13 protein-coding genes and 1 riboswitch are annotated in these 14,356 nt (G+C 71.9%); of the genes, 5 read left to right on the top strand and 8 right to left on the bottom strand.

Features of this window, described 5'->3' with window-relative positions:
• The first annotated feature begins 4 nt into the window (after positions 1 to 4).
• Both AAG688_RS13945 and AAG688_RS13940 read left to right on the top strand, forming a co-directional pair.
• On the top strand, positions 5 to 1,024 hold the full coding sequence (locus tag AAG688_RS13945; protein ID WP_411832835.1) for a glycosyltransferase family 2 protein: 1,020 nt from the start codon (positions 5 to 7) through the stop codon (positions 1,022 to 1,024).
• Complete coding sequence (locus AAG688_RS13940; RefSeq protein WP_411832834.1) at positions 984 to 1,412, top strand: CBS domain-containing protein; 429 nt, start codon at positions 984 to 986, stop codon at positions 1,410 to 1,412. Before AAG688_RS13945 ends, AAG688_RS13940 begins: the two co-directional genes overlap by 41 nt.
• Before the next feature lie 4 nt (positions 1,413 to 1,416).
• Here AAG688_RS13940 and AAG688_RS13935 read toward each other — a convergent pair whose 3' ends face one another.
• From AAG688_RS13935 to AAG688_RS13900, 8 genes are all read right to left on the bottom strand, one after another.
• Positions 1,417 to 3,366 (bottom strand): AsmA family protein, encoded by a 1,950-nt coding sequence (locus tag AAG688_RS13935; RefSeq protein ID WP_411832833.1) that lies wholly within the window; start codon positions 3,364 to 3,366, stop codon positions 1,417 to 1,419.
• Positions 3,367 to 3,462: 96 nt separating this feature from the next.
• Complete coding sequence (gene trhA, locus AAG688_RS13930) at positions 3,463 to 4,164, bottom strand: PAQR family membrane homeostasis protein TrhA (protein ID WP_411832832.1); 702 nt, start codon at positions 4,162 to 4,164, stop codon at positions 3,463 to 3,465.
• 73 nt (positions 4,165 to 4,237) lie between these two features.
• Positions 4,238 to 5,839 (bottom strand): peptide chain release factor 3, encoded by a 1,602-nt coding sequence (locus AAG688_RS13925; protein ID WP_411832831.1) that lies wholly within the window; start codon positions 5,837 to 5,839, stop codon positions 4,238 to 4,240.
• 69 nt (positions 5,840 to 5,908) lie between these two features.
• Positions 5,909 to 7,288 (bottom strand): hypothetical protein, encoded by a 1,380-nt coding sequence (locus tag AAG688_RS13920; RefSeq protein ID WP_411832830.1) that lies wholly within the window; start codon positions 7,286 to 7,288, stop codon positions 5,909 to 5,911.
• Complete coding sequence (locus AAG688_RS13915; RefSeq protein WP_411832829.1) at positions 7,285 to 8,202, bottom strand: ABC transporter ATP-binding protein; 918 nt, start codon at positions 8,200 to 8,202, stop codon at positions 7,285 to 7,287. Before AAG688_RS13915 ends, AAG688_RS13920 begins: the two co-directional genes overlap by 4 nt.
• Entirely contained in the window at positions 8,199 to 8,591 is a 393-nt protein-coding gene (locus AAG688_RS13910; protein WP_411832828.1) for a GntR family transcriptional regulator, read from the bottom strand. The genes AAG688_RS13915 and AAG688_RS13910 overlap by 4 nt, the downstream gene beginning before the upstream one ends.
• Before the next feature lie 63 nt (positions 8,592 to 8,654).
• A complete protein-coding gene (locus AAG688_RS13905; protein ID WP_411832827.1) occupies positions 8,655 to 9,605 on the bottom strand; it encodes a peptidoglycan DD-metalloendopeptidase family protein in 951 nt (316 codons plus the stop codon).
• Entirely contained in the window at positions 9,602 to 10,702 is a 1,101-nt protein-coding gene (locus tag AAG688_RS13900) for a phytase (RefSeq protein ID WP_411832825.1), read from the bottom strand. The genes AAG688_RS13905 and AAG688_RS13900 overlap by 4 nt, the downstream gene beginning before the upstream one ends.
• 104 nt (positions 10,703 to 10,806) lie before the next feature.
• Positions 10,807 to 10,938: riboswitch (SAM riboswitch) on the top strand.
• Between the two features lie 73 nt (positions 10,939 to 11,011).
• Between AAG688_RS13900 and metX the strand changes: the two genes are divergently transcribed.
• The 3 genes from metX to AAG688_RS13885 are packed head-to-tail and all read left to right on the top strand — an operon-like array spanning position 11,012 to position 14,345.
• Complete coding sequence (gene metX / locus AAG688_RS13895; protein ID WP_411832824.1) at positions 11,012 to 12,052, top strand: homoserine O-succinyltransferase MetX; 1,041 nt, start codon at positions 11,012 to 11,014, stop codon at positions 12,050 to 12,052.
• On the top strand, positions 12,049 to 13,269 hold the full coding sequence (locus AAG688_RS13890; RefSeq protein ID WP_411832823.1) for an O-succinylhomoserine (thiol)-lyase: 1,221 nt from the start codon (positions 12,049 to 12,051) through the stop codon (positions 13,267 to 13,269). The genes metX and AAG688_RS13890 overlap by 4 nt, the downstream gene beginning before the upstream one ends.
• A complete protein-coding gene (locus AAG688_RS13885) occupies positions 13,266 to 14,345 on the top strand; it encodes a homoserine dehydrogenase (RefSeq protein ID WP_411832822.1) in 1,080 nt (359 codons plus the stop codon). The genes AAG688_RS13890 and AAG688_RS13885 overlap by 4 nt, the downstream gene beginning before the upstream one ends.
• Positions 14,346 to 14,356 lie beyond the last annotated feature (11 nt).

Below are 14,356 nucleotides of genomic sequence, written 5' to 3'. Positions count from 1 at the left end.
GCGCATGAGCAAGCAACGCCTGACGGTGGTGATCGCCGCCCACAACGAGGTCGAGGCATTGCCGGCGCTGCATCCGCGCATCGCCGCGGTGCTGGCGGGGCTGGACGGCATCGACGGGCGCGTGCTGTACGTCGACGACGGCAGCCGCGATGGCACCTGGGAACTGCTCCGGCGCATCGCCGCCGCGGACCCGACGGTCGGCCTGCTCAGGCTGTCGCGCAACTTCGGCAAGGAGGCGGCGCTGACCGCCGGGCTGGACCTGGTCGACGAGGGCGCGGCGATGATCCTCGACGCCGACGGCCAGGATCCGCCCGAGCTGATCCCGCAGTTCGTCGCGCGCTGGCGCGAGGGCTACGACGACGTGCACGGCACCCGCATCGAGCGCGAGGGCGAGGGCTGGCTCAAGCGCGCGACCGCGCATGGCTTCTACCGCGTCATCGCGCGGCTGTCGAAGACCCCGATCCCGGCCGACACCGGCGACTACCGCCTGCTGTCGCCGCGCGCGCTGGCGGCGCTGCGGCAGCTGCGCGAGCGCCACCGCTTCATGAAGGGGCTGTTCGGCTGGATCGGCTTCAACCAGGTCGCGGTGCCGTACCGGCGCGAGGCCCGGCTGGCCGGGCACAGCAAGTTCGGCTTGTGGAAGCTGTGGAACTTCGCGCTGGAGGGCATCACCAGCTTCTCCACCGCGCCGCTGCGCGCGGCGACCTACCTGGGCGTGCTGACCGCGCTGCTGGCGTTCCTGTTCGCGCTGTGGATCGTGGTCAAGGCGGCGCTGTGGGGCGACCCGGTGGCCGGCTGGCCGACGATGATGAGCGTGATCCTGATGCTGGGCGGCGTGCAGCTGATCGCGCTGGGCCTGATCGGCGAGTACCTGGGCCGGTTGTACGAGGAATCCAAGCAGCGCCCGCTGTACCTGGTGGACGTGTGGCAACCGGCGGGCGAAGGAGTATCCTCGCAGCAGCCACACCACCAGGAGCCCGACGATGCGCACGGTACGTCAGTTGCTGGGGGACAAGTCCCCTGAGATTTTCACGGTATCGCCCGATGACTCGGTGCTGGTGGCGATCAACGAGATGGCCGCCCGCGCCATCGGCGCCTTGCTGGTGATGCAGGACGGCGTGCTCGAAGGCATCGTTTCCGAGCGCGACTACGCGCGCAAGATCATCCTGCACGGCCGCTCGTCGGCCGGGACGCAGGTGCGCGAGATCATGACCGCGGACGTCATCACCGTCGGTCCCGACGACACCGTGGACCGCTGCATGCAGGTGGTCACCGGGCACCGCATCCGCCACCTGCCGGTGGTCGATGCCGGCACGGTGATCGGGGTGATCTCGATCGGCGACCTGGTCAAGGCGGTGATCGAGGACCAGCAGGTCGAGCTGGACCAATTGCAGCGCTACATCGCCAGCTGACGGCTCATTTGGCGTAGCTGCCGCCGCAGTTGCTGTCCTCGCCCGGGCCGGTCTCGAAGGTCGCCAGCAGCGCCGCCGGCGGGGTGATGCTGCCCAGCGCCAGCGCGACCGCGCCGCGCAGGCCCAGCCGGGCGAAGTCCGGGCGGAACGAGGGATTGTCGAAGGTGCCGCCGATCACCAGCGGCGAGCGCAGGGTGAGGATGCTGCGGTCCTTCGGGCGCGGGCGCAGCAGCAGGTCCATCGATTCGTCCTTCAGGTTGATGCTGCCCTCGCCGACGACGATGGTGTCGGTCGAGTCGAACGCCAGGCTGCGCGCCTCCATCAGGCCGTCGGTGACCTTGAAATCGCCGAACGCGCAGCGGATCGGGATGGTCTTGTCCCTGGTGACCAGGAACTTCAGCGCCTCGGCGATATCCAGCCCGGCCAGTTCCATCAGCAGGTTGCTGATCTGGCCGCGGCCCATGCCCACCGCGATGTCGCCGCTGGCGGTGCCGAGGATGCCGGCGATCGAATTGCCCTGGCCCGAGAAGGCCAGATCGCCGCCGATGCGGCCGACGGCGTCGCGGGTGATCCCGGCGTCGGGGAACAGTTGGTTGAGGTTGAGGCCGCGCACGGCCGCCTGCAAGCGGGTGTCGATTGCCTCGCGTCGCGCGTCCATGCGGATGGTGGAGCGGATGTTGCCGCCGGCGACGCCGAAGTTGAGCGGTTCCAGCCGGAGCAGGCCGGCGTCGAGCTTCAGGTGCGCGTCCATGTCGTCCAGCGGCCAGCCCGGCGCCAGGATGCTCTGCGCGCGCAGGCGCACGTCGGCGTCCATCGCCCGCAGCTTGGCCAGGTCGTAGGGCGTGTTCGGCAGGACGCGGCCGTCGGCGGCATTGCGCGCGGCCTGCGCGCGCAGTTCCGGGTTGGTCGATTCGCCGTCGCCGGCCTGCGGCGCGGCGCCGACGAAGCCGGCCAGGTCATCGAAGTCAAGCTTCTTCGAGACCAGTTCCGCCTGCAGTCGCGGGCGCTCGCCGCCGACGGTCACCGCCGCGGTGCCGCCGAGATCGCTGTCGCCGACCACGCCGTTGAATCCCTCGTAGCGCCAGGTGTTCTCGTCGCGGCGGAAACGGCCGTCGAAGCGGTAGGGCGGCGTCGGCGGCAGGGCGATGCCGAGCAGCGGGTACAGGTCTTCCAGGTTCTTGCCGGACAGCGCCATGCGCAGGTCGAAATCGCGCAGCCGCAGCGGATCGATCAGCGTGCCGCGCGCGTGCGCGTGGGTCGCGCCGGCGCTGGCGCGCAGGTCGACCCGGTAGGGGCCGACGTCGTCCTGCAGGTCCAGCGGCGATTGCGCGGTGCCGGACAGGGTGAAGGCGTTCTTCGCCCACCGCCCGCCGCCCTTGAGCGCGATCGACGGCGACTCGGACGCGGTGCGGGTGGGCAGGCTGGCCACGTCCAGGCGGATGTCGGTGCCGCCGCGCGCGTCGAGGAAGCGGAACTTGCCGTCGTCGACCCAGATGCGGTTGAACTGCGGCGGCTTGCCGCCGCCCTGCGGGCCGAACACCCAGTTGCCCTTGCCCTCCGGTCCGGTTTCCAGGTGCAGGCGCGGCTGGGCCAGGCGGATCTCGGGGATGCGGAACTGGCGCCTGAAGATCAGCGGCCACAGCGCGACGTCCAGCTCGGCGCGCTGCGCCGCGGCCATCACCGGTTCCTTCGACCACGGCGCGTTGCCCAGGTGCAGGCGCTCGGCGCTGATGGTGGTGATGCGGCCGAGATCGACGTCGAGGTCGCCGTCGATGCGGAACTCGCGCTGGGTGCGTGCGCTGACCTGGCGCTCCAGCGGGCCCTTGAACCAGTTCCAGTCGAACAGGATCCACAGCGCGACCAGTGCGGCGACGATCGCGCTGGCGACGAGGATCGCGCGGGACGAGGGCGGCCGGCGCGCGAAGCGCCATCGGGCGGGGCGGTTGGCATCCATGCCCGCACTATCGGCGAGCGCGGATTCAGCAACCGCGAAGGCCATGTCAACGCGGCGTGCAGGCCGCGGCCGCGGTTCAGCCGGGGGAAGGGCGGATCAGCCGCCGCGCAGCCGCGGCATCAGCACCTGCTCGGTCACCGCGATGTAGTGGCAGACGCTGCCGGCGATCACGAACAGGTGCCAGATCGCGTGCGAGTAGCGGATCGATTCGCGGTGGTAGAAGAACGTGCCCAGCGTGTAGGCCACGCCGCCACCGAGCAGCCAGCCCAGCGTCCAGCCGTCCAGCGAGGTCAGCAGCGGCTTGATCGCCACGATCACCAGCCAGCCCATCGCGATGTAGATGATCGTCGACAGCAGCTTGAAGCGGCCGGTGTAGAACAGCTTGAACACCACCCCGGCCAGCGCCAGCGTCCAGATCGCGGTGAACAGCCCCCAGCCCCACGGCCCGCGCAGGCCGATCAGGGTGAACGGCGTGTAGGTGCCGGCGATCAGCAGGTAGATCGCGCAGTGGTCGAACACCTTCAGCCGTCCCTTCGCCACCGGGTGCTGGATGGCGTGGTACAGGGTGGAGGCGGTGTAGAGCAGCAGCAGGGTGACGCCGAAGACGATGGAGGCGCCGAGCTGCCAGGCATCGCCGTGGATGGCCGCCAGGGTGATCAGCACCGCGCCGCCGGCCAGCGCCGCGGCCGCGCCGAGGCCGTGGGTCAGCGCGCTGGCGATCTCGTCGCGCAGGTCGATCAGGTGGTCGGCGCGCTTGCGCGCGCGCAGGATGCGGAAGGGGGTGGGGTCGCTGTCCATAGGACGCTGAAATTACCGCAACGCAGCAACCTGCGCACCTGTCCGGCGTTCAGCAAGCCCACGGGCCCACGGCCTATGCGAGCACGCTGTGCGCGTGCTCGCGGGTAGCGAGGAATTCCACGTCCGGCGCGCGCTCCTGCGCCAGTTGCAGGTTGACCCGGGTGGGGGCCAGGTAAACCAGCTCGCCGGCCGCGTCCAGCGCCAGGTTCATCGCGTTCTTGTCGCGGAACTCCTCGAACTTCTTCGCATTGCCGCAGCGCACCCAGCGCGCGGTGACCACGCCGACCGGCTCGAATGAGGCATCGACGCCGTATTCGTCCTTCAGCCGGTAGGCGACCACGTCGAACTGCAGCACGCCGACCGCGCCGAGGATCAGGTCGTTGCTCATCAGCGGGCGGAAGAACTGGGTGGCGCCTTCCTCGGATAGCTGCGCCAGGCCCTTCTGCAACTGCTTGAGCTTGAGCGGATCGCGCAGGCGCGCGCGGCGGAACAGTTCCGGGGCGAAGTTGGGGATGCCGGTGAACGACAGCGCCTCGCCTTCGGTGAAGGTGTCGCCGATGGAGATGGTGCCGTGGTTGTGGATGCCGATGACGTCGCCCGGCCAGGCCTCGGCGGCGATCTCGCGATCGCTGGCCATGAAGGTCAGCGCGTTGGCCAGCTTGACCTCCTTGCCGCTGCGCACGTGCAAGGCCTTCATGCCGGCGCTGAACCTGCCCGAGCACACCCGCATGAACGCCACCCGGTCGCGGTGCTGCGGGTCCATGTTGGCCTGGATCTTGAAGACGAAGCCGGCCAGCTTCTCCTCGGCCGGCTGCACCGTGCGGGTGGTGGTGGCGCGCGGCTGCGGCGGCGGCGCGTGCGCGACGAAGAAGTCCAGCAGCGGCTGCACGCCGAAGTTGTTGACCGCCGAGCCGAAGAACACCGGGGTCTGCCGGCCGCGCAGGTAGGCGTCCTGGTCGAACGGGTGGCTGGCGCCCTGCACCAGTTCCAGTTCCTCGCGCAGGTTGGCCAGCATCCCGGCGCCGATGCGCGCCTCCAGCTGCGGATCGTCCAGCGAGGCGAAGATGGTCGAGTCCTGGCGGGTGAAGTTGCGGCCCGGCTCGTACAGGTGCACCTCGCCGCTGATCAGGTGGACCACGCCCTTCAGCCGCGAGCCCATGCCGATCGGCCAGGTCACCGGCGCGCACTGGATGCCGAGCACGCGCTCGACCTCGTCCAGCAGCTCGATCGGATCGCGGCCCTCGCGGTCCAGCTTGTTGATGAAGGTCATGATCGGCGTGTCGCGCAGCCGGCACACCTCCATCAGCTTGATGGTGCGCTCCTCCACGCCCTTGGCCACGTCGATGACCATCAGCGCCGAGTCCACCGCGGTCAGCACGCGGTAGGTGTCCTCGCCGAAGTCGGCGTGGCCCGGCGTGTCGAGCAGGTTGACGATCCTGCCCTCGTAGGGGAACTGCATCACCGACGAGGTCACCGAGATGCCGCGCTCCTTCTCCAGCGCCATCCAGTCCGAGGTGGCGTGGCGCGCGGCCTTGCGGCCCTTGACCGAGCCGGCCATCTGGATCGCCCCGCCGAACAGCAGCAGCTTCTCGGTCAGCGTGGTCTTGCCGGCGTCGGGGTGCGAGATGATGGCGAAGGTGCGCCGGCGCGCGGCTTCGAGGGAAACTTCGGACATGGACAGGGCGCCCGGGCGGGCGCGGACGAGGCGGGAAAGGGGCGGATTATACCGCCCCCCGCCGCCCGCTCAGCGCGCCAGGAACGGATGCGGCAGCCGCTTCAGCGCCGCCAACTCCAAGCCGCGCAGCAGCGCCAGCACGGCGCAGGCGCCGCACCAGGTCGGCATCAGCCATGCCGGCGCCCGATCGCCGGTGACCGCCGACATCGTTGCCAGCGCCGCCACGCCGGCGCCCACGATCAGCAGCGGCCCGGCGACGCCGATGGAGGCCTGGCGCGCGCGGCGCAGCGCCAGCCAGGCCGCCAGCATCATGCTGGTGGCGCCGATCCACAACAACGCCCAGTAGTACGGCGCCGGCGCCCCGAGCAGCCAGCCGTAGGCGGACATCAGCGCCAGCGAGGCCAGCAGCGACATCAGCTGCCGGCGCGTCAGCGCGCGCGCCAGCGCGTCGGCGTGTCCGCCGGGCCGGGCCAGCCCCGGCAGCAGCGCCAGTTCGTGCAGGCCCAGCGCGGGACGGTGGTAGAGCGTCCACAGCCGCAGTGCCGGCATGGCGGCCGAAAACGCGACCATCAGCGCGGGGAAGGCCAGCGCGACGAGGTTGCCGCCGCGCAGTTCCTCGCCCGAATAGAGCAGCAGCCACGACAGCGCCACGCCCAGCAGCCAGGCGTTCTCGAGCAGCAGCGCGCGCCAGCCCGCGCCGAAGCCGGGACCCAGCGCCAGCGCCAGCGCGGTGTCCGGCTCGCGCGCCAGACCGGCGGGAATCCGCGTGCCCTGCAATAGGTGCATCAGCCCGGCCTGCTGCTGGCGCGCCTGCTGGTCGGCCGGGCTTTCGCCCAGTGCGGCCTGCAGCGACAGTGCGATCGGCACCGACCACGCGCGGGCGGGCATGCCGTGCCGGAACAGCCGTGCCCACAGCAGCGCCGAGATCGTCGCCAGCGCGGCGCCGGCGAGGGCCATGCCGGCGGTCGGCGAGGGCGGCTGCAGCGCCAGCGCCGGCACCGGCAGCACCCGCGCCAGCAGGCCGGCGCCGAGCAGCGCGAACACCAGCCAGGGCGGCATCACCGCGAAGAACAGGCCCATGCCGGCGGCCAGTGCCAGCGCCGCCAGCGAAAGCGGCAGGTCGCTGCCCAGCGCCGCCCACAGCAGCGCCGGCAGCGGCACGCTGAGCATGACGCCGATCAGCAGGGTCGAGGGCAGGTGCGCCAGCGGACGCGGGATGCGCAGCTGGCGCGCATGGAAGGCGAAGCCGAGCACGCGGCTGCCGGTCAGCATCCACCAGAACAGCACGGCGATGCCGGTGAGCAGCAGCTGCAGGGTCTGGCGTTTCGCGGACGCGATATCGAACAGCGACAGCACCAGCGCGGCGGCGACCAGCGCGGCGAGCGCGATCCGGACGGCGCGCTGGCCGCCGAGCAGCAGACGCGGGGCGAGCAGGACGGTCGTGTTCATCCGGCGACCTCCACGAACAGATCCTCCAGGCCGAGCCGATCCACGCGCACGCCCTCGATCAGCAGCAGGTCCTGCCAGGCGCGCGGATCGCCGGACAGCACCAGCACCGCCGCACCATCGGGCAGTTGCAGGCGCGACAGCTCGCCGGGCAGCCGCGCCGGCAGGCCCGGCGTCGCCGCGGCCGGCAGCCACACGCGCGCCACGGTGTCCTTCACCTCGTCCAGCGCGCTGTCCAGCAGCAGCCGTCCCTCGTGCAGGAACGCCACCCGCGAGGCCACCCGCTCCAGGTCGGAGACGATATGGCTGGAGAACAGCACCGTGGTGCCGCTGTCGCCGGCCTGCACCACCAGTTCGCGCAGCAGTTCGCGCCGCGCCACCGGGTCCAGCGCGGCGGCCGGCTCGTCCAGCACCAGCAGGTCCGGCCGCGGCGCCAGTGCGCGCACCAGCGCCAGCCGCTGCGCCTCGCCCGGCGACAGCTTGCCGATCACCCGGCCGGGATCGAGCTGCCAGCGTTGCAGCAGCGCCTGCGCATGCGCGCGGTCCCAGCGCGGGTACAACTGCGGCAGGTAGTCGAACAACTGCCCGACCTTCAGCCACTGGAACGCCTGCGGCTGCTGCGGGACGTAGCCCAGCCGGGACTTGCGTGCGTCGTCCAGGCGCAGCGCCGGCGCGCCCATCAACAGCGCCTGGCCGGCGTCCGGCCGCAGCAGGCCGAGCAGGGCGCCGATCAGCGTGCTCTTGCCGGCGCCGTTGCGGCCGATCAGGCCCAGCACCTCGCCACGGAACAGATCGAGATCGACGCCGCGCAGCACCTGCCGCTTGCCGTAGGCCAGGTGCAGGCCGCGCGCCGAAAGCGGCATTTCCAGGTCCAGCCCAGCGGCCTGGGGCGCAAGATCGATTGCCATTGCGTTCATGGGTTCTCCTCGTCGATGAGTTGGCGCAACCGCGTCAGCACGCGGTCGCTGGGCAGTTCCAGTTCCCGGCTGTGGCGCGCGACTTCGCGCAGGGCCGGGTCGAGCAATCGCAGGCGCGCCGCTTCGCTGGCCTCGCCGGTCCGGCGCGAGGCCACCGCCATGCCCTTGCCGCGCAGGCGTTCGAGCAGGCCCTCGGCCTCCAGCTGGCTGTAGGCGCGCGACACGGTCATCGGGTTGATGGCGTGGGCGGCGGCGACCTCGCGCACCGACGGCAGCGCGTCGCCGGCGCGCAGCTGGCCGGCGCTGATCAGCCGGCGCAGCTGCTCGACGATCTGGCGGTAGATCGGCTCGGGCAGGGCGGGGTTCACGTGCAGCAGTTGCGCATCCATGTGTATCAATACATCAATACACTCGGGTTTTGTCAAGCCCCGGTGGCGAAAAAGTCGCGGGAATCAGGGAGCGGCGCTGCCGGCCGCGGCGTCCTGGCGGGGGAACTTCAGCTCGCCGAGCGGCCCGAACATCCGGAACGGCACCGACTCCAGCCGCATGCCGCGGTTGACCTGCAGCACGAAGTGCAGGTGCGGGGCGGTGGAGAAGCCGGTGTTGCCGGACAGGCCGATGCGCTGGCCCTTGCGCACGTACTGGCCGGTGCGCACCTGCACGCCTTCCGGCTGCAGGTGCGCGTACAGCGCCATCGTGCCGTCGCCGTGCAGGATGCGGATGAAGTTGGCGCGGCCGCCGAACTTCTCGCGGTTGAGCCCGGCCTGGTCGAAGTCCGATTCGACCTGCATCACCACGCCTTCGCGCACCGCCAGGATCGGCGTGCCCTCGGGCACGGCGAAGTCGATCGCGTGCAGGTTCTGCGCGTCGTTGTGGCTGAACGCGCCGCCCGGCCCCTGGTCCACCCGCACCCGCCCGTACTCGAACGGCAGCCGGTAGTCGTAGTCCTGCGGGTGCGCGCCCGGATCCCCGGGCAGCGCGTCCATCCGCAGTTCGAAATCGCCGCCGCGCAGCGGATCGGGCAGGGTGATGTTGGCCACCAGCACGCTGCTGCGCGCCGGCACCGGCGCGCGCGCCGGCAGTCTCGGCGAGGCGACGGCGTTGCGGTTGCGCAGGAAGCCCAGTTGCACCTCGACCGGGCCGTGCATCAGGTTGTCGGCCCAGGCCTGGTAGCGCAGGCCCTGCTTTTCCAGCCGCAGCCGCACCAGCGCGCTGGGCGGGTTGCGGAAGCGGATGACGTCCACGTCCTGCGCCAGCGCGTCGGCCTCGGGCGGGCGGTCGCCGTAATGGGTATAGCCCTGCTTGTCCTTCCAGCGGTACAGCCGCGCCGCCTCGGCCCGCGTCGCCGCGGCGAGCAGCGCCGTGGCCAGCAACGCCGCCGCGATGCGCGCCGCCGCCGTCACTGCAGGCAGTCTTGCCGCAGGGCCAGCGCGCGGGCCACGTCGCGCAGATCGAAGGCGGCCAGCGAACGGTCGTCGTGCAGGGCGAACAGCGCGCCGGCCGGGAAGCGCGCGGTCGGCGCGGCGTACAGCGTCTGCCCGTCGGTGTTGGCGACCTGCTCGCCGCGGAAGATGCCCACCGGCTGCAGCGTGCGCCGGTCGTAGACGCGGAACAGCGTCGGCGCGACCTGGTCCACGGCGATCCAGTAGCCGTCCTCGGCGCTGCACGCCCACAGCGAGATGCCCTCGGCGTCGGCGTCGAAGACCGGCAGGCTGGAGCCCTGGTAGCGGCCATCGAAGCCGTACTCGCGCAGGGTCGATCCGACGCGGCGATCCTCGTCGGCGATCAGCAGGCGGTCGTGGGCGGGATCGCCGGCGATGGACTCGACCATCCGCAGCGCGCCGTCCGGGCCGGTGTCGCCGAAGGCGCCGAGGTAGCGCGCGCGCAGGCGGCCGTCGTCGCCGCGATCCACCCGGTAGCGGCGCACCCGCTGGTCCAGCTGCGACAGCGCCGGCAGCACGCGCTTCTCGACGTCCTCCATGAAGCTGTCGGTGACCAGCACCTCCAGTTCGCCCGGGCCGATCTCGTGCAGCCACAGCCCGTACGGGAAGCGCAGTTCCCCGGCGCCGAAGGCGGCCAGCGGGGTGAAGTCCGGCAGCTCGAACACCTGCACGCGGTGGTTGTCGCGCTCGGTCACGAACAGCAGGTCGCCGAACACGGCGATGCCGTTGGGACGCTCGAACTGCCCCGGCCCGTGGCCGCGGCCGCCGACCTGGCGCAGCGGCCGGCCGCTGTCGCCGTCGTAGACGAGCAGGCGATGGCTGGACTTGGCGGTGGCGATCAGCCACAGCGCCCCGTCCTCGCTGGGCCAGGCCGCGACCGAGTCCAGCTCGTCGCCCTCCGCCGGCTCGGAGATCCAGCTTTCGCGGATCACCTGGTCGGCGGGGGTGACCGGGGCGGGCGCGGTCGGGCGGGAAGTGTGCGGCGGCGCGGAGGCGCAGCCGGCCAGCAGGGCGACGCAGAGCGCGCCAATCGAAAGGTATTTCGTCATCGCGGCCATTATGCGCCATGCCCGGCGCGGGCCGCGAGCGCGACCATCGGACCAGCCATCGCTCAATCCGGATAAAGAGATTGACAAGGCGGAAAGCCGCTGGCATCCTGCCCGCACCATCGAGACCGGCGGAGGGACAGGCCCTTTGATGCCGGGGCAGCCCGCGGAAGCGCAAGCGACCGCGTAGGTGCCAAATCCTGCGGGGATTCGCGTTCTTCGGAACGGCGTCCGCCGAAAGATGGTTCGTGACGTGCCTTCGCACGACGAACGCGAGCTCCGCGAAGCTCGATGGCCGTAGTCCCTTTCCCGGATACCGCCATGAGCTACGCAACCGCATCTCCGCTTTACGCCTGTACCGCCGCGCCGGCCTCGGATGCGGCGTCCGCCGCAGGCGATACCCGCCCCGATGCCGTGCGCGGCGAACTCACCCTGCCGCTGACGCTGCGCCACGCCGGCCCGCGCGTGGTCACCGTGCGCTACGAACTGCTCGGCCCGCAGGGCGCGCCGCTGACGCTGGTGGCCGGCGGTATTTCCGCCCACCGCCACCTGCGCGCGGGCGAGAGCTTTCCCGAGCCGGGCTGGCTCAACACGCTGATCGCGCCCGGCCGCACGCTGGATCCCACGCGCCGGCGCCTGCTGGCCATCGACTACCTGGGCGCCGACGGCCGCCTCGACGCGCCGCTGGACACCGCCGACCAGGCCGACGCCATCGCCCAGCTGCTCGACGTGCGGGAACTGGGCCCGCTGCATGCCTTCGTCGGCTATTCCTACGGTGCCCTGGTCGGCCTGCAACTGGCCGTGCGCCATCCGCACGCGCTGCGCCGGCTGGTCGCGGTCAGCGGCGCGCACCGCCCGCATCCCTACGCCTCGGCCTGGCGCGCCCTGCAGCGCCGCGCGGTGACCCTGGGCCAGCTGCAATGCGCCGATGCGCAGGGGCTGTCGCTGGCGCGCCAGTTCGCCATGCTCAGCTACCGCACGCCGGAGGAATTCGGCGAGCGCTTCGACGCCGCGCCGGAAGTGGTCAACGGCCGCGTGCGCGTGGCTGCCGAGGACTACCTCGACGCCGCCGGCGCGCAGTACGTCGCGCGCACCCCGGTCACCGCCTACGTGCGCCTGTCCGAATCCATCGACCTGCACCGCGTCGACCCGGCCGCGGTGGCGGTGCCGACCGTGGTCGTCGCCGTCGAGGGCGACCGGCTGGTGCCGCTGTCGGATTCGGTCGCGCTGGTCGAAGGGCTGGGCACGCGCGGCCAGCTGCGCGTGCTGCGCTCGCCCTACGGACACGACGCCTTCCTCAAGGAAACCGATCGCATCGACGCGATCCTCGCCAGCGCGCTGCGCATCGGAGAAAACGCATGAGCCAGATCACCCCCGACTCCCCGCGCGCCTGCGCCTCTGCCACCGCCGCCGTGCGCGCCGGCATCGACCGCGACACCGCCTACGGCGCGGTGACCCCGCCGATCGTGCTGTCGTCCAACTTCAGCTTCGACGGCTTCGGCAACAAGCGCGAGTACGACTACACCCGCAGCGGCAACCCTACCCGCGACCTGCTGGGCGAGGCGCTGGCCGAGCTGGAAGGCGGCGCCGGCGCGGTGATCACCGCCACCGGCATGGGCGCGATCACCCTGGTGCTCAACGCGCTGTTGCAGCCGGGCGACAGGCTGGTGGTGCCGCACGACGCCTACGGCGGCAGCTGGCGGCTGTTCAACGCGCTGGCGGGCAAGGGCCACTTCGAGCTGATCACCGCCGACCTGACCGACCCGCGCTCGCTGGCCGACGCGCTGGCGCAGTCGCCGGCGCTGGTGCTGATCGAAACGCCGTCCAACCCGCTGCTGCGCGTCACCGACCTGCGCTTCGTGATCGAGGCCGCGCACAAGGCCGGCGCGCGCGCGGTGGTGGACAACACCTTCCTGTCGCCGGCGCTGCAGAAGCCGATCGCGTTCGGCGCCGACCTGGTCATCCATTCGACCACCAAGTACGTCAACGGCCACAGCGACGTGGTCGGCGGCGCGGTGGTCGCGCGCGAGGCCGAGCTGCACCAGCAGCTGGTGTGGTGGGCCAACGCGCTGGGCCTGACCGGCTCGCCGTTCGACAGCTTCCTGACCCTGCGCGGCCTGCGCACGCTGGACGCGCGGCTGCGCGTGCACCAGGAGAACGCCAACGCCATCGCCGCGCTGCTGGACGGCCACCCGGCGGTGTCGAAGGTGTACTTCCCCGGCCTGGCCTCGCACCCGGGTCACGCACTGGCCGCGCGCCAGCAGCAGGGCTTCGGCGCGATGCTCAGCGTCGATCTGCACGGCGGCGAGGCGGCGGTGCGCGCGTTCGTCGAAGGGCTGCGCTGGTTCACCCTGGCCGAGTCGCTGGGCGGTGTGGAGAGCCTGATCGCGCATCCGGCCACGATGACGCACGCGGCGATGACGGCGGAGGCGCGCGCCAAGGCGGGCATATCCGACGGCCTGCTGCGGCTGTCGATCGGCATCGAGGCCGGCGAGGACCTGCTGGCCGACCTGACGCTGGCGCTGGCGCGCGCGGAAGCGGCCGCATCCGCGTGCAAACGCGCGCTCGCCGACGCATGAGCGCCGTCGTCCCGCTGGCCGGCGCGCGCCGGCACAAACCGCGCCTGGCGCTGCTCGGCACCGGCGGCGTCGGCAGCGCCTTCGTCGATCGCTACCGCCGCCTGCTGGCCAAGGGATTGCCGCTGCCCGAGTTCGGCTGGCTGGCCAATTCGCGCGCGCTGCACGACTGCGGCGAGGATGCCGAACGGGCATTGCAACGGGCGCGGCGGTCGTCGCCGCGGCGCGACGCGCTGCCGCCGTGGGCGGAGAACGAGAGCCTGCGCGCCGGCGATCTGATCGTCGACGCCACCGCCAGCGAGATCGTCGCCGACTGGCACGCCGAATGGCTGGCGCGCGGCGTGCACGTGGTCACCGCCAACAAGCTCGGCAACGGCGCCAGCGAGCTGCGCGCGCAAGCCATCGCGCAGGCGATCCGCCATTCGGGCGCGCGCTACGGCGACGCCGCCACCGTCGGCGCCGGCCTGCCGCTGCTGCGCAGCCTGCGCGCGCTGGTCGCCGGCGGCGATCGCATCCACCGCATCGAGGGCGTGCTGTCCGGATCGCTGGCCTGGCTGTTCAACCAGTACGACGGCGCGCTGCCGTTCTCGCATTGGGTGCGGCAGGCGCAGGCGGCCGGCTATACCGAGCCGGACCCGCGCATCGATCTTTCCGGCGAGGACGTGCGCCGCAAGCTGCTGATCCTGGCGCGCGCCTCCGGGCTGATGCTGCGCGGCGAGGACGTGCAGGTGCAGTCGCTGGTGCCGGTGGATCTGGCCGCGCTGCCGCTGGAGGAAGTCGACGCGGCGCTGGAACGGCTGGACGAACCGCTGTACGCGCACTGGCGCGCCGCCCGCGACGCGGGTGCGCGCCTGCGCTTCGTCGGCCGCTTCGACGGCTACGGCGACAGCGCCGAGGTCGGCCTGCAGGCGCTGGACGCCGACCATCCGCTGTGCGGCGGCGCCGGCACCGACAACCGGGTGGCGATCTTCAGCGATCGCTATGCGACGCGGCCGCTGCTGATCCAGGGGCCGGGCGCCGGCACCGAGGTCACCGCGGCGGCGCTGCTGGACGACGTGCTGGCCATCGCCGCGGGTTAGCGGGACAGGCG

Origin of the sequence: Pseudoxanthomonas mexicana (assembly GCF_046736355.1) — a bacterium.
Classification (GTDB): Bacteria; Pseudomonadota; Gammaproteobacteria; order Xanthomonadales; family Xanthomonadaceae; genus Pseudoxanthomonas_A; species Pseudoxanthomonas_A mexicana_B.
Note: the sequence above shows the minus strand (reverse complement) of the source record. Positions and strands in the feature narration are given on the sequence as shown.